16 protein-coding genes and 1 pseudogene are annotated in these 18,163 nt (G+C 69.7%); 8 read left to right on the plus strand and 9 right to left on the minus strand.

All coding sequences use genetic code 11. The features are described 5' to 3' along the window. Positions 1–309 precede the first annotated feature (309 nt). A complete protein-coding gene (locus ABZ707_RS28850) occupies positions 310–552 on the plus strand; it encodes a DUF6158 family protein (protein WP_360180452.1) in 243 nt (80 codons plus the stop codon). Positions 553–672: 120 nt separating this feature from the next. Here the strand turns inward: ABZ707_RS28850 and ABZ707_RS28855 are convergent, their stop codons facing one another. Then, positions 673–1,170, minus strand: coding sequence for a hypothetical protein (locus ABZ707_RS28855; protein WP_360180454.1), 498 nt, complete (start codon positions 1,168–1,170; stop codon positions 673–675). Positions 1,171–1,570: 400 nt separating this feature from the next. Between ABZ707_RS28855 and ABZ707_RS28860 the strand changes: the two genes are divergently transcribed. After that, positions 1,571–2,527, plus strand: a complete 957-nt coding sequence (locus ABZ707_RS28860; RefSeq protein WP_360180456.1) for an SDR family NAD(P)-dependent oxidoreductase — start codon at positions 1,571–1,573, stop codon at positions 2,525–2,527. A gap of 33 nt (positions 2,528–2,560) precedes the next feature. Here ABZ707_RS28860 and ABZ707_RS28865 read toward each other — a convergent pair whose 3' ends face one another. The 6 genes from ABZ707_RS28865 to ABZ707_RS28890 all read right to left on the minus strand — a co-directional run bounded on the left by ABZ707_RS28865 (position 2,561) and on the right by ABZ707_RS28890 (position 8,095). Then, positions 2,561–2,740: a hypothetical protein gene (locus tag ABZ707_RS28865; RefSeq protein WP_360180458.1), complete on the minus strand. Its 180-nt coding sequence runs from the start codon at positions 2,738–2,740 to the stop codon at positions 2,561–2,563. Between the two features lie 160 nt (positions 2,741–2,900). Continuing rightward, complete coding sequence (locus ABZ707_RS28870) at positions 2,901–4,076, minus strand: zinc-dependent alcohol dehydrogenase (protein WP_360180460.1); 1,176 nt, start codon at positions 4,074–4,076, stop codon at positions 2,901–2,903. A gap of 64 nt (positions 4,077–4,140) precedes the next feature. Continuing rightward, positions 4,141–5,067: an SRPBCC family protein gene (locus ABZ707_RS28875; RefSeq protein ID WP_360180462.1), complete on the minus strand. Its 927-nt coding sequence runs from the start codon at positions 5,065–5,067 to the stop codon at positions 4,141–4,143. Positions 5,068–5,340: 273 nt separating this feature from the next. After that, positions 5,341–6,219 (minus strand): serine hydrolase, encoded by an 879-nt coding sequence (locus ABZ707_RS28880; protein WP_360180464.1) that lies wholly within the window; start codon positions 6,217–6,219, stop codon positions 5,341–5,343. 150 nt (positions 6,220–6,369) lie between these two features. After that, positions 6,370–7,089, minus strand: a complete 720-nt coding sequence (locus ABZ707_RS28885; RefSeq protein ID WP_360180466.1) for an SDR family oxidoreductase — start codon at positions 7,087–7,089, stop codon at positions 6,370–6,372. A gap of 127 nt (positions 7,090–7,216) precedes the next feature. Continuing rightward, positions 7,217–8,095 (minus strand): LysR substrate-binding domain-containing protein, encoded by an 879-nt coding sequence (locus ABZ707_RS28890; protein WP_360180468.1) that lies wholly within the window; start codon positions 8,093–8,095, stop codon positions 7,217–7,219. A gap of 274 nt (positions 8,096–8,369) precedes the next feature. Between ABZ707_RS28890 and ABZ707_RS28895 the strand changes: the two genes are divergently transcribed. The 3 genes and pseudogenes from ABZ707_RS28895 to ABZ707_RS28905 form a co-directional block, all read left to right on the plus strand. After that, positions 8,370–9,467 carry a hypothetical protein gene (locus tag ABZ707_RS28895; RefSeq protein ID WP_360180470.1) on the plus strand — a complete coding sequence of 366 codons (1,098 nt, stop codon included), beginning with the start codon at positions 8,370–8,372 and terminating at the stop codon, positions 9,465–9,467. Between the two features lie 490 nt (positions 9,468–9,957). Beyond that, positions 9,958–13,434 (plus strand): phosphodiester glycosidase family protein, encoded by a 3,477-nt coding sequence (locus ABZ707_RS28900; protein WP_360180472.1) that lies wholly within the window; start codon positions 9,958–9,960, stop codon positions 13,432–13,434. Between the two features lie 123 nt (positions 13,435–13,557). Next, positions 13,558–13,688, plus strand: a pseudogene (locus ABZ707_RS28905) (zinc-binding dehydrogenase); the annotation flags it as partial. 120 nt (positions 13,689–13,808) lie between these two features. Here the strand turns inward: ABZ707_RS28905 and ABZ707_RS28910 are convergent. Next, positions 13,809–14,447 (minus strand): helix-turn-helix domain-containing protein, encoded by a 639-nt coding sequence (locus ABZ707_RS28910; RefSeq protein WP_360180474.1) that lies wholly within the window; start codon positions 14,445–14,447, stop codon positions 13,809–13,811. A gap of 189 nt (positions 14,448–14,636) precedes the next feature. Here ABZ707_RS28910 and ABZ707_RS28915 point away from each other — a divergent pair, with 189 nt between their 5' ends. Further along, complete coding sequence (locus tag ABZ707_RS28915; protein ID WP_360180476.1) at positions 14,637–15,599, plus strand: zinc-binding dehydrogenase; 963 nt, start codon at positions 14,637–14,639, stop codon at positions 15,597–15,599. A gap of 116 nt (positions 15,600–15,715) precedes the next feature. Here ABZ707_RS28915 and ABZ707_RS28920 read toward each other — a convergent pair whose 3' ends face one another. Continuing rightward, positions 15,716–16,231: a MarR family winged helix-turn-helix transcriptional regulator gene (locus ABZ707_RS28920; protein ID WP_360180478.1), complete on the minus strand. Its 516-nt coding sequence runs from the start codon at positions 16,229–16,231 to the stop codon at positions 15,716–15,718. A gap of 153 nt (positions 16,232–16,384) precedes the next feature. Between ABZ707_RS28920 and ABZ707_RS28925 the strand changes: the two genes are divergently transcribed. After that, positions 16,385–17,320 (plus strand): alpha/beta hydrolase, encoded by a 936-nt coding sequence (locus tag ABZ707_RS28925; RefSeq protein ID WP_360180480.1) that lies wholly within the window; start codon positions 16,385–16,387, stop codon positions 17,318–17,320. A 55-nt stretch (positions 17,321–17,375) separates the two neighbouring features. After that, positions 17,376–18,125: an SDR family oxidoreductase gene (locus ABZ707_RS28930; RefSeq protein ID WP_360180482.1), complete on the plus strand. Its 750-nt coding sequence runs from the start codon at positions 17,376–17,378 to the stop codon at positions 18,123–18,125. The last annotated feature ends 38 nt before the right edge of the window (positions 18,126–18,163 follow it).

Below are 18,163 nucleotides of genomic sequence, written 5' to 3' on the forward strand. Positions count from 1 at the left end.
GGACTGCCTTTCCGTCTCGGCCCTGTCGCTGCCGGTCCTCCGGCAGCGATGCCGGGTGCGGCGGAACAGAGGAACTCCTACCAAAATGATGATTGCCGTAGTGCGGCGTGAGCCGCCGTGCCGCACCGCCGTGCCGCTGTCGGCTGACGTGGACACGGCCCTTCGCCGCGCTGTCTGTCGTGTACTCCTTCCCGCGCGTTTCATGCGGAGGGATGACAACACCCGGTGGGCGACGGAGTACGAATTCCTTGCGATCCGGGTATTTTCGGCAGAGGGGGCCGACAGGGGGCGAACCGGAGGGAGCGAGCCGTGACCGACCACGAGAGCGGGGTACCGCCGGAGCAGCTCGACGACGCACTGCTTCTGAAGGAAGTGGAGACCTTGCACCGGACCCGCCACGAGACGCTCCTGCACGGACCCGAGGACGCGCTGGCCACACACACCGCCCGGATGACAGCGCTGGAGAACGAGTATCTGCGGCGCCATCCGCACCGGGTGCCGGACGCGGGCCGCACCCGCGCGGGCGCCCGCGCGCGCGGCACGGACGGTTAGGGCGTACCGGACAGTCGGGACGGAAAAGAGGCCCGCTCCCGGAGAGGCGTACCTCTCCGGGAGCGGGCCTCGGTGGTTCCCCGTCCGGACCGGTCCGGACGTGCATCACCGCGTCGGGCGTCAGGGCCTGGCGTTGTAGTAGGTGACATCCCAGTGGCTGCCCTCGCGCGCGTATACGTTCCCGGCCGGGGACTTGTACGTCCGGGCCCCGTCGCCGCGCTTCCCGGCGTACCTGAATGTGCCGGTGATGTAGGTGTTGAGGCAGGTGGTCAGCGCCATGTCGACCTTGTAGCCGTTCCGGTGGCTGTACGTGCCCGCCGCATGCCCCACCTCGGTGCCGCCGGTGATGTTCACCCGGCATCCGGTGGCCCTCGTGAACGCGATCGCGCCGGAGACCGTCGCCTTGTTGATGTTCGTGAAGGACGTGCAGGTGCCCCTGTTCCAGTTGGAGCAGCCTCCGCTGGAGGACCAGGTGACGCCGGCCTTCCTGAACTGCGCCGCCGCGTGGTTGTGGTTGGCCCACTTCGCGGGCGCGGCGTCCGCGGCGCCCGCCGTGAACAGCACCGCGCCGATGGACGCGATCGCGGCGAGGGCGGACAGGGGTCCGGTCTTCTTCATGCGCACTCCTCTTCTTGTCCGGCACGGGTCGGCCGCGAGGTGTCCGTGCGGGCAGCCCCCGCACGGACCTCCCCTTCGGCCTTTCCCTTCGAGCCAGCAAGATGGTGGCAGCGATCCATGCCAGGGGCATATCCCCTGAAAGGGGTAAAGGGCCCGGCTGCTTTCGGAGCATGACATACGGGCCCATGACGCGAGCCGCCATGAGGGGCACTGCCGGACCCCCGGTCGCCGGGGCCCCCGGTGGAGGCGGGCCCCTTTACCGGGCCGTCGGAAGGCGCTGCCGGTGTTGGCTGAAGAAGCACCACCTGAAGCGTCAGAAGTGCTCCGCCCACCGCGGCCAGGCGCCGGCATCACGGCCGGCGCAGGCAACCGGACCGGAGCGTCACAGAGAAGGCATCCCATGACCGAGAAGACCCGCATCACCACGCCCTTCACCGCCCAGTCCACCGCCGCCGAGGTCGTGGACGGCATTGACCTCACCGGCCGGCGGGCCGTTGTGACCGGTGCGACCTCCGGCATCGGCGTCGAGACGGCCCGCGCGCTGGCCGGCGCCGGCGCGGAGGTGACGCTGGCGGTACGCGATGTGCGGAGCGGCGAGCGGGCCGCCGAGGACATCACCGCGACCACCGGCAACAAGAATGTCCTGGTCGCCCCGCTGGATCTGGCCGATCAGCGGTCCGTCGCCGCCTTCACCGCCGCATGGCACGGCCCCCTGCACATCCTCGTCAACAACGCCGGTGTGATGGCGACCCCCGAGACCCGGACGCCGGAGGGCTGGGAGCTCCAGTTCGCGACCAACCACCTCGGCCACTTCGCGCTCGCCACCGGGCTGCACAAGGCGCTCGCGGCGGCCGGCCGCGCCCGCGTCGTGTCCCTGAGTTCGGTCGGCCATCTGCGGGGCCCCGTGGACTTCGACGACATCCACTTCCACAAGCGCGCCTACGACCCCCATGTGGCGTACGACCAGTCCAAGACGGCCAACGCCCTGTTCGCGGTCGAGGCGCACCGGCGCTGGGCCGACGACGGGATCACCGTCAACGCGGCGCATCCGGGCGGCATTCTCTCCAACCTGACACGCCACCTCCAGCCGGAGGTACTCGACGGCCTGGTGGCGTCCGGCGCCTATGTGTTCAAGACCCCGCAGCAGGGCGCGGCAACCTCCGTACTGCTCGCGACCTGGCCGCCGCTGGAGCGCGTGGGCGGCCGTTACTTCGAGGACTGCAACGAAGCTCGCCGTCATGAGCCCGGCACCGATGGCGGTGTGGCCGACCACGCGCTCGACCCGGTCGCCGCCGAGCGGCTGTGGCGGGTCTCGCTCGACATGATCGCCGGAGGCCGGGGCTCGAACGCCGCCTGAGCGGTGTCCGCACGGAACCGTACGGGCCGGCTCTCAGGGAAACAGCATGATGCCCAGGATGACCACCGCGACGATGATGATGACCACGGTCGTGGTGGTCCGCAGACCGCGGTATCCCGCCGGTGCGCCCTTCGGGCCTCCGCCGCGAGGCCGGTCCTCCGGGAGGCGTGGATTCTTGGGGCGGTCACGTGTGTAGAACTCGGAGTCGGTCATGGCATACACCTCCTTGCAGAGGTCGAGCGGTCCCTACCCGGCCCGGGAAGGTCCCCCGGTAAGCACTCTATGACGATTTGCCCATGAATTGGGCAAAAAGCATAGAATAGTAGATTTCTATCCCCGGTGAGCCTGCCCGTGGATCCTGCGGATCCGTGGCTCAGGCGGCAGACAGGACGACCTTGTTGCACTCTTCCTGCTTGTTCTTGAAGATCTCGTATCCGTGGGGCGCCTCGTCGAGCCGCAGGTGGTGCGAGATGACAAAGCTGGGGTCGATCTCCCTGTTCCTGATCCGTTCCAGGAGCGGCTGGAGATACCGCTGGACATGGCACTGGCCGGCCCTGAGTGTCAGCGACCGGTTCATCAGTGACCCCATGGGGAACTTGTCGAGCAGTCCGCCGTAGGCGCCGATGACGGACACCGTGCCGCCGCTGCGGCAGGCCAGGATCGCCTCCCGCAGCGCGTGCGGCCGCTCGGTCTCCAGTCGGCTCGCCTGCTTGGCCCGGTCGTAGGCGTGGATGACCGAGGTGGGATGGTGCGCCTCGAGACCGACGGCGTCGATGCACGAGTCGGGTCCGCGCCCGGCCGTCATCTCCTTGAGGGTGTCCAGGACGTCCACCTCCTCGTAGTTGATGGTCTCGGCCCCGGCCCTCTCCCGCGCTATGTCCAGCCGGTAGGGAAAGCGGTCAATGGCGATCACCCGGTCCGCCCCCAGCAGATAGGCACTGGCGACCGCGAACTGTCCCACCGGCCCCGCGCCCCACACGGCCACGGTGTCACCCGGCTTGATGTCGCACATCTCCGCGCCCATGAAGCCGGTGGGGAAGATGTCGGAGAGGAAGAGCACCTGGTCGTCCGGCAGATCATCTTCGATCTTGATGGGACCGACGTCGGCGAACGGCACCCGCGCGTACTCCGCCTGGCCGCCCGGATAGCCGCCGAGCATGTGGGAGTAACCGAAGAAGCCCGCCGGGGCGTAGCCCATGAGCTTCTCCGCCAGACCCGCGTTGGGATTGGAGTTCTCGCAGACCGAGTACATCTCGTTCCGGCAGGCGGTGCAGTGCCCGCAGGCGATCGGGAAGGGCACCACCACACGGTCGCCGGTCTTCAGGTGCCGCACGGCGGGTCCGGTCTCGACGACCTCGCCCATGAACTCGTGGCCGAGGACGTCGCCCTTCTCCATCGTCGGGATATAACCATCGTAAAGATGCAGGTCGGAGCCGCATATGGCGGTTGAAGTGATCTTGACGATGGCGTCCTGGGCGTTGAGGATCTGGGGATCGGGCACGGTCAGCACCTCGACGGAGTTCCGGCCCATCCAGCAGTTGCCTTTCACGATGCCGCTTCCTTTCCGGCCGCTGTCCCCGTCCGGACGCGCCGGCGGGACATGACGGGCTGCCTCAGAGCTTCTCGTGGTGCGGCTGCGCCGGGTGCTGCCTGGCCAGACGCCGGGTGCGGGTGCCTTCGGGGCTGCCCTCCGAGCGGACCACCTCGCCGACCTCCATGACCTGCTTGAAGCGGCGGAGGTCGTCACGCATCTGCTGTTCGGGGTGTTCGCCGAGCAGCCTGGCGACGGCCGCTCCCGCCTTGCCGCCGGGCGGGGCGAAGTCGAGCTCCACCCGCACTTCGGTGCCCTGGCCGCCGGGAGCGTCCCGGAAACTGACCGATCCGGCGTTGTCCACCTGTGCGCCCGTGAGCGAGTGCCAGGCGATCAGCTCGCCCGGGCGGTCGAGGACCACCTCCGCGTCCCACTCGACCCGCTTTTTCACCGGGGCCCTGGCGACCCAGTGCGAGTGCCCGTCACCGTCCGCCCGCACCGCCTCCAGGTGGCTCATGAAGTCGGGCAGGTTCTCGAAGGCGTGCCAGTACCGGTACACCTCGTTCCGTGGCCGGTTGACCGTGACAGCGGCATGCGTGTGCATGCTGTCGCTCCTCCTGGTGCCACCCCTGACGAGCGACCGTACCGCCACGTAGAGGTCGAAGCCGGTGATCGCCGAGACGGCGGCGGTGGCGGTCATGATCTTGAGTTGCCTGCCGGCGCTGCGGTTGCGCAGCGCTCGGACCAGCAGCGTCAGGTCGACCGCGTCTCCGGCGATCCTGGCCCAGACCCAGGGCGCGGGCCGGCGGCTGCCCAGCAGCATGGCGCCCTGGCCCAGCTCCCGTACGCCCAGCAACGGCATCAGGGTCCGGGCCCAGGCGGAGTCGTCGACCCCGCTGATCCGGCAGACGGCCTGCGGCGTCGTGGTCTGCGCCAGGCCGAGGGTGGTGCTGAACCATCCCAGCCCCCGGGCCAGACGATCCGCCGAGTCCTTGTTGTGGTGGGTCATGGCGTCCTCACCTCGGCTGTCCTGTGATGCGGCCGGATGGCGCGGCAGGCGACCCGCGCCGGTCCCTCCCCTGCCCCGTACCCATCAACAAAGACGGACACACGGAACATATGCCGCAATTCATAGGCCCTGAACGGCTGGTACCTATGGCCGGAAAGGCCCCACGGACAGAACGGGCCGTTGAATGTGCCGGCCTCCGGTGTGAACCCGCCACATGACAAAGGGCCTGTTCACGAGTGATCGCGAACAGGCCCTCTTCCCGTGCCGGACTGCCTACTTCTTGAAGCCGTAATCCATCAGCTTCTTGGCGTCCGCGGTGCGGTTGGCCTCCGAGGAGGAGGCGAGGACCGTACCGATGACCGTCTTGCCGCTTCTGGTGGCGGCGAAGACCAGGCAGTACTTGGCCTGCGGGCCCGAGCCCGTCTTCAGGCCGATGGTGCCGGTGTAACTGCCCAGCAGCTTGTTGGTGTTGGTCCACGACATATAGCGGTAGCCGCCGTTCTTCGTCGTGACCTTCTGCTTGGTCGACTTCGTCTTCACGAGCGTGCGGAACGTGGCGTTCTTCATCGCGCTGCTCGCGAGCTTCGTCAGGTCACGCGGCGTCGAGTAGTTCGCGGCGTTCCCTATGCCGTCGAAGGAATCGAAGTGCGTGTTCTTCAGGCCGAGACTCTTGGCGGTGGAGTTCATCTTGCCGATGAACGACTTCACACGCGCGGCCCGGGTGGAACCGGCGCCGTACTTGTCGGCCAGCGCGTACGCGGCGTCACAGCCGGACGGCAGCATCAGCCCGTACAGGAGCTGACGGACGGTGACCTTGTCGCCGACGATCAGACGGGCCGACGACGCGTTCTTCGAGACGATGTAGTCGCTGTACGCCTTCTGGATCGTGACCTTGGAATCCAGATTGAGGTTCTTCTGCGCCAGAACGACCTGGGCCGTCATGATCTTGGTGGTGGATCCGGTGGGACGACGGGTGTCGGCGGCCTTGCTGAAGAGCGCCTTCCCTGTCCCGTTGTTCATCACGAAGCCGCCCTTGGCGACGATCGTGGGCGTCTTGAGTGTGGCGGCCTGCGCCGGGGCGCTGAATGCCCCGGCCGCCAGGACGACTCCCGCGGTGACGGTGACCGCGGACGCGCGACGCATGTCCTTCATCCCGGTTCTCAAAATAAAATCTCCAAATATCCCTACTGCGCGGCCACATGACGATACCGCTTGAGCACGCACCGAATAAGACACCTGGAACGAGTGACCGGATGCACGCCGGACGAAGATCATCGGGATTGCGGGACAGCCCCGAGGCGATCAGACCAGCAGGGCGCCGCCGTCGACCGTCAGGACATTGCCGGTGGTGTAGGGCTGGGTCATGCAGTAGAGATACGCGGCCGCGGCGTCCTCGACCTCGCCGACGCGTCCGACGGGCAGGGCCCCGCCGAGGTCGTCGTACATGGCCTCGCGGTCGGCCTCGCTCATGCCGGACCACAGCGGGCTGCGGGTGACACCGGGGGCGACGGCGTTGACGCGCACCGGCGCCAGTTCCAGCGCCATGGCCCTGGTGAAGGAGTTCATCGCGCCGCAGACGCTGGCGCCCAGGGCCCAGCCCGGGCCGGGGCGGTCGGCGGCGGTGCCCGAAGTGAGGGTGATGGAAGCCCTCGTGGCCAGGTGGGGCAGAGCCGCGTGGACGGCGTTCAGCGCGCCGAAGTAGCGGACTTCGAAGAAGTCACGGGCGCCGTCGAGGTCGAGACCGGCGATCGGCATCATCGACAACGCGCCGCCGGCGGTGTAGACGAGATGGTCGATCTCGCCGGAGCCGCGCAGGAACGCGTCGAGCGAGGCCCTGTCCAGGACATCGACGGCGCTGCCGGTGGCATCGCCGCCCAATTGCGCGACCGCCGCGTCCACTCGCTCCTGCCTGCTGGACGCCACACTGAGCCGGGCGCCGGCCGCGGCGGCGGCGCGGGCGACGGCCAGGCCGATCCCGGATGTGCCGCCGATGACAACAACGCGCTGGTCCCGCATGTTCATGTGCTGTGCTCCTGTGTCAGGCCGGTGGTCCTTGTGGGACCAAGCCTGCGCCGTACGGCGGGTACGCGTCCAAGACCCAGATCGCGCGCCGCGATACCCGGCGGGTATCGCGCCCGGGAGCGCGCGGTCAGGGACAGCCGGCCTGCTCGGCGTGGGCGAGCGCGACGAATTCGCTGATCAGACGGCTGTGGCGGCCCGCGCGCCAGGCCAGGCAGACCCGGTTGGGACCGATGTCGGAGATGGCGACCTGGGCGACATCGGGACGGCGGTAGAAGGTGGCGGTGGACAACGGCAGGACGACAATGCCATGGCCGATGGCCACATGCTCCAGCTTCTCCTCGACGGTGGCGAGGGAGGGAGCGCGACGGACGGCGCCGCGGCCCCGCAGTTCGATGGCGATGTCGCGCCACTCCGGTACGGCGCCGGGATCCTGGAGCAGATGCTCGTCGGCGAGCGCGGCGACGGCGATCTCGCCCGCCCCGGCCAGCGGATGCTCGGCGGGCAGCACCGCCACGCGGGGCTCCTCGAAGAGCGGCTCCACGGTCAGCCCGCGCTGGTCCACCGGCAGGCGGATGTAGCCCACGTCGACGCGGCCGTCGAGGATGACGGCCACCTGGTCGTCCCATCCGGTGCGCCGCACCTCGACGGTCAGGTCCGGGTGGGCGGCGCCCAGCGACCTGACCGGGCCGGTGACGATCAAGCCGGGCATGAAGCCGACGGCGAAGGTGCCGGAGCCACGCGCCGCGCGGCTGACACGCAGCCGGGCCGCGTCGGCCTCGGCGAGCAGTCCCGGCGCGTCGGTGGCGAGTTGCCTTCCGGCGTCGGTCAGTTCGACATGGCGCTGGTCACGGTCGAAGAGCCGCGCGTGCAGCTCCTTCTCCAGGGCGCGGATCTGCCGGGTGAGGACGGGCTGGGCGATATGCAGAGCCGCGGCGGCGCGGCCGAAGTTGAGGTGTTCGGCCACGGCCAGGAAGTACCGCACCTTGCGCAAGTCGAGATCGGCCATGGGCCCATTGTGTCTCGGCCTACGCCTCGGACATAAAAGGACGAACCAGACCGCCTTGGTCCACCCGGCGGGACTCTCCGGTGGGCCGTCGCCACCCGGCCGTACGGTCCGGCAGGCCGCCGCGTGACGGTCTTTTCGCGCCCTTGCGCGTTCGGGGGTTCGTGGCCGGACATGCGCTGCTTGTGTTCATTTCGGGGCGGCCGAGCTGTGTGATGATGCACGGATATGGACCGGCCCCGGGGAGATCCGGGGCCCGTAAGAGGGGGAGCACGGCGTGCGCAAGGACGGGGAGTCCATACCGGACGAGGAATGGGAGCGCTTCCTCCGGGAGGCCGAGGCCGGGACTCAGGGCGCCCCCGAGGAACCGTCGGCACGGGCCCGGATGGTGACGCGGCGCCTGCGGGAGGAGACCGGCCCGCCGACGGGGTGGCGTACTCACCAACCGGCCCGACGGCGGCGGGGCAAGGGCTGGTACATGGTCGGCCTGTTGGCCGCGATCGGCTTGCTCGTCGTGGCGCTGGCTCCGGGACGGGTGGTCGGATGGTTCGGTGGCGGAGACGGAGACAGCGCACCGCTCGCCGCGGAGTCGGAACGTCCGGATCAGCCGCCCGCGACCCGGGCGGCCGCTCAACCGCCCACAGTGGACCAGCCGTTCAGGGGTTCACCCGCGGCGCGGTGGAACGACGGGGCGGCCGGAATCAGCCTGCCCGCGGCCCGGGCGACCGGCTGGATGAGCAGGGAGCAGGTCGCGCAGGCGCTCGACCGGACCCGGAACTTCCTCGTCGCGTCCAGTCTGGATCCCGGTGTACTGCGCGGGGAGCGGCCGGGCGAGGCGATCGCGTTGATCAATCCGCGGCAGCGGGACGTCCAGGACTACCTGGCGAACGCCTTCCGCGCGCCCAGCCGGGAGAACGATCCTCTGCTGCTGTTCAGCCGTTTCAGGAAGACGGAGGTGCGGCTTGCCGGCGACGTGGTCAAGACACGAGGACGCGTCACGTACCGGGAAGGCGAGCGCGGCGCGGTCGAGGTGACGGCCGATGTCACGTATGTCTATCCGGTCGTACGCGCCGCGGCGGGCAGCGACGAGGTCGCGCGTACCATCGTGCGCCGCGAGACCGTGATGAGCTGGGACAACCCGGCGAAGGTGGTCATCGAGCCGGGAACATTTTCCCTCGTCTCCTACAAGGTGGACACCACCAACGGCGGTTGCGGCACCTTCACCGGCTATTTCACCCCCACGTTCAGCGCCGAGCGCGCGGCCACGGGCTCGGGAGACGGCCCCGAGGTCGACCCGTACGACCGGAGCACGTCGATGGACGCGCGCATGCGGGAAGCCGGCGAAGCACAGTGCGGGACCGCCACACGATCGTGAGCGGCGGTGGCTTACGCGGCGCTCCGTCGAGTCGCCGCGAAGCCGACGCCGGGAACCGGCCCGTCCACGGTGCGTAACCCGCACGCCGGCGAGTGGCGGGCCCCTTTCCCGATGCCCGCGAATCAGCCCGGAATACGAGTCCCAACTCCCGTGGGACAAAGGCCCGTTACCGAAAAGGCAATGGCGTCGAGCCGTGGTCCGGATCCGGTCGGTCACCACACACCCACCGCCTCCGACCAGGCAATAGTCCAGACCATCCCATCACCTCGCGGAGGGGCGCGGCGAGATCTTGCGGCCCGTCACAGAAATCTTGCGGCCTGTCACAAAGACAGAAAGCGATTCCACAGCGAGGGTTCATTGCAATCTCTCAATGGCGTCATCCGCGCTTCTCAGTCGATCTTTCTAATCGGGTACGCGCCCGCGATCGAAGTGGGCGTAGCGGGGGCGTTGCCTCCGTGTCGTCTCCTGACCCGAGGTTCCAATGAAATTGATGGTCTTGAACCATCGGTGTACGAGGCCACTGCTCGTGGTGCTCGCCACGGCGACCGCGCTGGCGGCCGCACCCGCCGTCGCGATGGCGGACAGCGGCCGGCCCGCGCCGGTCACCGGCGGAATTCCTTTGATCAACACGGCCGAGAAGATCGGTCCGGGGATCAACCTGCAGCATGTGAAGGCGCTCGACCAGAAGGGCTGGTACGACGCGCAGTTCCTGACCGTGGACCTGTCCGAGCGCGCGGTCGGCACGGACTTGCTGACCTCAGGACCGGTCGCGTCCGGCGGGCCGCTCAGCGACGCCGTCAAAAAGGCCGGGGCCGTCGCGGGTGTCAATGGCGATTTCTTTGACATCGGCAACTCCAACGCGGCGCTCGGTGGCGAGGTTCAGGACGGGCAGCTCGTCAAGACCGCCGACATCACCGGCGGCCGCCAGCACGTCGGCGTCAGCGACAAGGGCATCGCCCAGCTCGTGGACCTCACGGTCAACACGGCGGCGAACTTCGCCGGCACGGACCACCCGGTCCTGTCGATCAACGCCGCGAACGGCGGCGGCATCCCCGCGGACGGCCTGGTCGCGTTCACTCCCGCCTGGGGCGACTACAGCCGCAACGGCGGCCTGACGGGCGTACCCAACGACCAGATCGCCGAGGTCCTGGTCAAGAACGGCTCGGTCGTCTCGGTCACACCGAACGGGCCCGCGGGCTCGGGGACGATCCCGGACGGCGGTTTTGTACTCGTGGGGCGCGGCGCCGCGGCGACCGCGATCCGCGCGCTGCGGCCCGGCGACCCGGCGAAGCTCAGCCACACCCTCGCCAACGACGCGGCCAAGAAGCTGAAGTTCGCGATCGGCCACGGGGGCTCCGTCGTCTCCGGTGGCAAGGTCGTCAACGGCCTCGACACCTCGATCGCCCCGCGCACCGCGCTCGGCTTCAAGGACCACGGCCGGACGCTCGTGCTCGCCACCTGGGACGGTCCGGGCGGCACCGGCAAGGGCGGGGTCGGGATCGACAAGGAGGCACGTGACCTGGTCGCGATGGGCGTGGAGACCGCGGTCAATCTCGACGGCGGCGGCTCGACCACCATGGTCGCCCGCGCACTCGGCGAGGACGAGGCGACCGTCCGCAACGTCCCGTCCGACGGCCACGAGCGCAACGACCCGAACGGCGTGGGGGTGTTCGTCGCGAAGGGCGACGGCAAGCTGGACCAGCTCCTCCTCAAGCCCGCGCCGGGCGCGGCGTCGGCCGACGGTGGCGTGAAGGTCTTCCCGGGGCTGCACCGTGCGCTCGTCGCGGCCGGCGTCGACAACCACCAGACGCCGGTGACGGTCGGTGCGAAGTCCGTGCAGTGGTCGGCGCGGGGAGCCTCCGTCAAGGGCGGCGTGCTCACGGTTCCCGCCAAGGCGCACGGCGGCATCACGGTCAACGCGCGGGCGGGCGGCAAGAAGGCGCAGGAGAAGGTCACCGTCCTCGGTCCGGTCCACAGCCTGGAGCTGTCGTCCCAGCTCCTGTCGATCGCCGACGCGACGCCCGAGGACGCGGCCACCGTCGCCGTGACCGGCCGTGACGAGCAGGGCTACACGACGCCGATCGATCCGCGGGACCTCTCGCTCGACTACGACCACAACGTCGTGGACATCCAGTCCGTGGACGGCAAGCTGAAGATCACACCGCGCACCAGCGCGAGCACGATCCTCACGGTCTCGGTCGGCGGCACGTCGGTCCAGCTCCCCATCACGATCGGCGTGCAGACCAAGACGCTCTACGACTTCGATGACGACGTGCTCGCCCGCTGGAGCAACAACAGCACCGCGGCCACGAAGTTCTCGGTGGACCCGGACGGCCTGCGCATCGACTTCGACGCGATGCGCAACGTGGGCGTCGCGGCGGCGGCGACCCGGCGCATCGCGGTGCCCGGCCAGCCACTGCGCCTCCGGGTGCGGATCAAGTCGAGCATCAGCGTGCCGAGCGGTCTGACCTATCTGGGCTACACCGACGCGGCCGGCAAGAGCAACGGCATCTACGGCACCGCCCTCACCGCGAGCCCCGACTGGCAGTACGCGACGTTCACACTGCCCGCGACCACGGCGTTCCCGATCTCGATCGCCAGCTTCCAGGGCATCAACACGAACGTCGCCCAGCAGAAGGCGGGCACGTTCGTCCTGGACCGCGTCGAGGCCGACGTCCCGACGCCGGTCGACCTGCCCGCCCAGCGGGACCTGGCGCCCGATTCGCTGGTCTCCGACGACGGCTCGCTGCCCGAGGGCCGCGACACATGGCGGTTCGCCACCCTGTCGGACGTGCAGTTCACGGCCGACAACCCGGCGCTGACCCAGGTCGCGACGGCCGCCATCCAGCGGATCCGCAAGACCCGTCCCGACCTGATCGTCCTCAACGGTGATGTCACCGACCGCGGCCTGCCGCAGGACCTCGCGCTGGCCCGCCAGGTGCTCACCGACGCCGGGTGCGATCTCATCCCGGTCGGCCAGGAGCCGTCGGAGAACAGCACACCGAACCCGAAGGCCGGCTCGGTCCCGTGCTACTACGTACCGGGCAACCACGAGTCGTACGGCCTCAACAACGTCCAGAGCGACTTGACGAACTTCACCGCCGAGTTCGGCCGGCCGTACCGTACGTTCGACCACAAGGGCACGCGGTTCATCCTGCTCGCCAGCTCTCTCGGCTCGCTGCGCGCCACGTCGTGGGACCAGCTCCCGATGGTGCGGGAGGCGCTCGCCGACGCCAAGAAGGACCGGTCGGTGCACAACGTCGCGGTCTTCGCCCACCACCCGGTGGACGACCCCAGCGACGCGAAGTCCAGCCAGCTCGGCGACCGCGACGAGGTCGCGCTCATCGAGAACATGCTCACGGACTTCCGTGACTCCACGGGCAAGGGCGCCGTGATGGTCGGATCCCACGCCCAGGTCGCCCATGTCCACCGGGTCGAGGGCGTCCCGTACATGGTGCTGCCGTCGTCGGGCAAGGACCCGTACGGCACACCCGACCGCGGCGGTTTCACCGGGTGGGTCGACTGGTCCGTCGACTCCGGGCGGAACGCCGATCAGCAGTGGCTGGAGGCCGATGTGCGCGCCTTCGCGCAGTCCATCACGCTCAACACCCCGGACTCCCTCGAAGTGAGCAGGACGGCGCAGCTCTCCGGCAGCATCGTGCAGCCGCAGGGTGTGGGGACGGGCACGCGGGTGGTGCCGCTGCGGTACCCGATGTCGGTCGACTGGAGCGGCTCGTCCACCCTGGCGATCGGCAGCGGAAAGGCGGCCGTCGACAACGCACGCAGCCATGGCAAGGTCGCGATCCTCGACCCGCGGACCCGGACGCTCACCGCGCTGCACCGGGGCACCGTGACCGTATCGGTGACGAACGACTCCATGCGCGCCTACACCGACAGCAGTTCGCTCGCACCGATCACGACCTCGAAGACCATCCGGGTCGTGCCGGGCAAGCACGGCGGCAGGTGACGGTCACCACCACCGGCGGGCAGCCGCCGCGGACCGGCTTCTGAGCGGTCCGACGCGGGCGGCGGCCCGACTGAGGGCGAGCACCTGGGTGCTCGCCCTCAGTGCTGTCCGGTCGCGGTGCCGGTCGCGGCGCTCGTCGACAGCGGCGTGCTCACCACCCGGGTCGCGGACACCTACCCCTTGGCGGACGTGGCCAAGGCGCACCACCGACTCGCCGGGGCGGGACGCGCGGAAGAGTCGTCCTGGTGCCGTGACCTCCGGCCACGTCGGGGCCCCTTCGGACGGTGGGCGTCACCGCGTACACCTCAGGCGGCCGGGTCCGTCCGCAGGCCGCGGTGATCACGGCGGGGGCCCGGACGCGGTGAATCCGAGCGTCAGCGCGGCGCGTTGTGCGGGGCCGCGGACGCCAGTCGTGCCGCCGGCGGTAGTGGTGCGTGTCGAGGGGAGGCTTCGAACGCCTGGATCACCAGCCCCGCGAAGCGTCGGGAGGCCATGACCTGGGTGGCGGTCGATGTGGCGTGGATCCCCTTGTTGGCCATGAGGACAAGAATGAGGTCGTCCAGGACGAAGTCGGACCGCAGGTGCCCCGCCGCCTTGGCCCGCTGGGCCAGTCCGGCGACTGCCTTCACCGTGTGCTCACGGCCCGCCGCGACGTCGGCCACCCCCGGGAAGGCCGACAGGAAGGCTTCGGTGAAGCCCCGATCGCGTGCGTGCAGCTCACAGATCTTCTCGATCACCAGGCACAGGCCGCGCCATGGATCAGGATCCGCGCAGCCCTCGTCGACAATGTCGCGGCATGCCCGCAACTGGTCCGCGAAGGCAGCGCCGAGCAGCGTCTGCTTGGTCGGGAAGCGTCGGTACAAGGTGGCGGGTCCCACCCCGGCACGCCGCGCGATCTCCCGCATCGGCACGTCCAGGCCGTCGGCGGAGAACAGCGCCCTGGCCGCGTCCAGGATCCGTTCGCGGTTGTCCAGCGCGTCGGAACGCAGGGCGTGAGGCACTTGGTCGGTCACCACTCTCACTTTACTCAAACGGACGGGGCCGTCCCTTACGGTCCTGGCGTAGAAGCTCACCGAGATCATCGGGGCACCCGGGACCGGTCCCCGGCCGCGGCGTGACGTTCCTTCCCGTCAGGCGGCGATCGGTGGCGCGGGTGAGAAGCAGGGCCGTCGTCGGGCGGTCCGGGAGCAGGGGAGACGGCAGTGAAGGCAATCGTGATCCGGACGTTCGGAGGCCCTGAGGGTCTGGCTGTGGTCGACCTGCCGGTGCCCGCGCCCGCCGCCGGGCAGGTGCTGATCGCCACCGAGGCGGTGGGCGTCGGTGGTGTCGACACCGTGATCCGGAGCGGGGCCCTGGCCGCCTACGGCTTCAAGGAGGGCCTGATCCCGGGTGGCGAGGTGGCGGGCACCGTGACCGCGGTCGGTGACGGCGTCGACACCTCGTGGATCGGCCGGCGGGTCTGGGGCTTCACCGGCACCGGCGGAGGCTACGTCGAACAGGCCGTCGCGCCCGTCGAGGAGATCCTTCCCCTGCCCGGTGGCCTGTCCGCCGTCGACGCGGTGACACTCGGCAGCTCCGGCGTGGTGGGCCACTTCGGGCTTCGCCACGCCCGTTTCGCGCCCGGGGAAACGGTCCTGGTGCGCGGCGCGGCCGGCAGCATCGGGATCATGGCGGTACAGCTCGCGGCGCGCGGTGGTGCCGCCGCGGTGGCGGTCACGACCTCGTCGGCCGAGCGCGGCGAGCGGCTGCGCCGTCTCGGGGCGACCCATGTGCTGGACCGCTCCGGCGACGGAGGGACAGAGGCTCCCCCGGGTTATGACGTCATCATCGATGTGGTGGCCGGCAGGGACATGCCGTCGTTCTTCGACAGGCTGAACCCGAACGGCCGCCTGGTGGCCGTGGGCGCTGTCGCGGGTCAGCCGCCCGCTGACTTCGGTACGAAGATCATGGCGGCGTTCCAGAAGTCGTTGTCCTTCGCCGCTTTCAGCGCGGCCACCGTCACCGGAGCCGACCGGCGTGCCGTACGCGGTGAGCAGTTCGCCGCAGCGAGTCGCGGCGAGATCGAAACGGTCGTGCACGGGCTGCTGCCCCTGGACGGAGCCGTGCTGGCCCACCAGAAGATGGACGCGGGTGAGGTCTTCGGCAGGATCGTGCTGACGCCATAACCCGCGCTCCCCATTTCGCCGCGACGGTTCCCCCGCGACATTTCCGCGCGACATTTCCGCGCGATCCGGTCGCCCCCGCGGACGGATGGCCGGGGCGCGGGCGCGCTCGTGGTCGATCACGGCATGGTGTTCCGGCGACCGTCCGGTACGTCCGCGCCGGCTTCCAGCTTCTGCCAGATCCGGGTGAGCGCGGCGACGTCGTCGGCGTCGAGGGCATCGGCGAAGAACGTTTTGACCGACTCCTCGAAGGTTCGCGCCACGGTCTGGATGTAACGGTGCCCCTCCTCGGTCAGACTGATCAAGGAGATCCGGCCGTCACCCTGGCTCGCGCCGCGCACGAGGTATCCCCCGTCGATCAGGTCCTGCACCAGCCGGGACGCCCGGGTGGGGCTGACCGTCACGAGTTCGCTCGCCAGGACGCGGACGGGCTGGGGTTCACAATCCTTGAGGCGGCACAGGATCTCGAAGGCGCTGAACGAGAGACGGTGGCGCTCCATCAGCACGGCTTCGATCCGGGTGCGCATGGCGGCCTGGGCGTACAGGAGCCCGTACCAGCCGTCCTGCTCCGCCTGGGAGATAACCGTCGATGTCGTCCGGGGCGCCTTCATGGCATCCACACTACCAGGATGCATGCCCCCGAATTTAGGTGCACGCGCACGCATCAAGTACTGTGTCGATGTGAGTCGGCGGGCGCGGGGTTTTCGCGGAAGCCGACAACGTCGGTTTGCCCGGTTCCGGACGATCAGCGGCCCGGGACGACACCCCAACACCACCGGAGGATCACAGTGCTCAGCATCGACGGCGAACTTTCCGAAGCGGTCGCCGCCATCGCGGCCGCCATTCCACCGCCGGCTGTCGTCGGTGACTGGAAGAGCCGACGGACGAACATCGACGGCCTCTACGCCGGGCTCGCTGCCGCCGCGACACACGACGACCGTGTCGAAACGGTCGACTTCACCGTGACGGCTTCCGACGGGCACACCGTCCCCCTGCGCCTGTACAAGCCGCCGAACGTGCCGGACGTCCTCGTCGTCCATCTCCACGGCGGTGGTCTCATCGCCGGAAGCATCGACGGATACGACCATGTCTGCCGGCGCTACGCGGCGGAAGCCGGGGTGGCGGTCATCGCGGTCGACTACCGCCTGGCGCCCGAATCGCCCTTCCCCGCGGCCCTCGAAGACTGCGTCGCGGCGGTCGGGTGGGCGGCCGAACACGTCCGGGAGCGCGTTCCCGGGGCCCGCGTCGCGCTCATGGGCGACTCCGCCGGCGGCGGCCTCGCGGCCGCGGCGGCGCTCGCCTGCCGCGATCGGGGGATCGGGCCGGTGGCCGCCCAGATCCTGGTCTACCCCATGCTCGACGACCGCACCGCGGCCGTCCCGGGAGCCGTCGAGCCCTTCCTGACGTGGTCGGTCGGCGACAACATCACCGGCTGGCGGGCCTACCTCGGCGACACGTACGGCACCGACAACGTGCCCGCGCTCGCTTCGGCCGCCCGCGCGGACACGCTCCAGGACCTGCCCACGGCCTACCTCGAAGTGGGCCAACTGGACCTTTTCCGCGCGGAGACCGTCACCTACGCGACGCGTCTCATGGAGCACGGCGTGGCGGTGAACCTGTCGGTGCGCCCCGGCGCTTTCCACGGCTTCGACCAGTTCGCACCCGACTCGCGGCCGGCCCGGAAGGCGTTCGCCGACCGGATCGCCTTCCTTCAGAGCCTGTGACCACTCACCACACCGGCCACCACTGTCCGCAAACCATCGGATCAAGAGGATTCTCGTGAACATCAAGACTGCCCTCGTCACCGGCTCGACGAGTGGGATCGGGCACGCCACCGCGCTCAAGCTCGCCCAGGACGGCGCCCGCGTCGTGGTCTCCGGCCGCGACGCCCGGCGAGGAGGAGAGGTGGTGGAACAGATCCGCGCCGGCGGAGGCACCGCCCATTTCATCGCAGCCGATCTGTCCGACGCACAGTCCGCGGCAGAACTCGCCGCCCGGGCCACCGAATTCGCGGAGTCCGCCGGCGGATCCCTGGACATCCTGGTGAACAACGCCGCGATCGGGGCCGGCGGACCGACGGCGGGCACCGAGGAGTCGACTTTCGACGCGGTCCTGTCCACCAACTTGAAGGCGCCGTTCTTCCTGGTCGCGAGCCTCGCGCCCGCGATGGCCGCACGCGGCAGCGGGGCGATCGTCAATGTGTCGACCCTGGCAGCCGCACGCGCGCTCCCCGGCCTCGCGGTCTACGGAGCGAGCAAGGCCGCACTCGACCTGCTGACCAAGAGCTGGGCGGCCGAGTTCGGCCCGGCCGGAGTGCGGGTCAACTCAGTGAGCCCCGGCCCGACCCGCACACCGGGATCCGAGGCGGGGCTGGGAGAGGGGCTGCGGCAGTTGGCGGAACAGGCCCCGCTGGGTTTCGTCGCCGATCCGGAAGACATCGCCGCAGTGATCGCGTTCCTTGTCAGCGACGAGGCTCGCTTTGTCACCGGCACGGTGCTCGACGTCGACGGTGGCCGCACGGTCGTCTAACGCCGTGGCGGCGGTACGAGAGCGCCCGAGGCCACAGG

The sequence above is a fragment of the Streptomyces sp. NPDC006923 genome, assembly GCF_040635655.1.
GTDB lineage: Bacteria > Actinomycetota > Actinomycetes > Streptomycetales > Streptomycetaceae > Streptomyces.

What these genes read in the sequence shown, in the direction of transcription:
- ABZ707_RS28855 (WP_360180454.1), bottom strand. Translation starts at nt 1,170, where the DNA reads ATGAAGAAGACCGGACCCCTGTCCGCCCTCGCCGCGATCGCGTCCATC.
- ABZ707_RS28860 (WP_360180456.1), top strand. Translation starts at nt 1,571, where the DNA reads ATGACCGAGAAGACCCGCATCACCACGCCCTTCACCGCCCAGTCCACC.
- ABZ707_RS28865 (WP_360180458.1), bottom strand. Translation starts at nt 2,740, where the DNA reads ATGACCGACTCCGAGTTCTACACACGTGACCGCCCCAAGAATCCACGC.
- ABZ707_RS28875 (WP_360180462.1), bottom strand. Translation starts at nt 5,067, where the DNA reads ATGACCCACCACAACAAGGACTCGGCGGATCGTCTGGCCCGGGGGCTG.
- ABZ707_RS28880 (WP_360180464.1), bottom strand. Translation starts at nt 6,219, where the DNA reads ATGAAGGACATGCGTCGCGCGTCCGCGGTCACCGTCACCGCGGGAGTC.
- ABZ707_RS28885 (WP_360180466.1), bottom strand. Translation starts at nt 7,089, where the DNA reads ATGAACATGCGGGACCAGCGCGTTGTTGTCATCGGCGGCACATCCGGG.
- ABZ707_RS28890 (WP_360180468.1), bottom strand. Translation starts at nt 8,095, where the DNA reads ATGGCCGATCTCGACTTGCGCAAGGTGCGGTACTTCCTGGCCGTGGCC.
- ABZ707_RS28900 (WP_360180472.1), top strand. Translation starts at nt 9,958, where the DNA reads ATGGTCTTGAACCATCGGTGTACGAGGCCACTGCTCGTGGTGCTCGCC.
- ABZ707_RS28920 (WP_360180478.1), bottom strand. Translation starts at nt 16,231, where the DNA reads ATGCATCCTGGTAGTGTGGATGCCATGAAGGCGCCCCGGACGACATCG.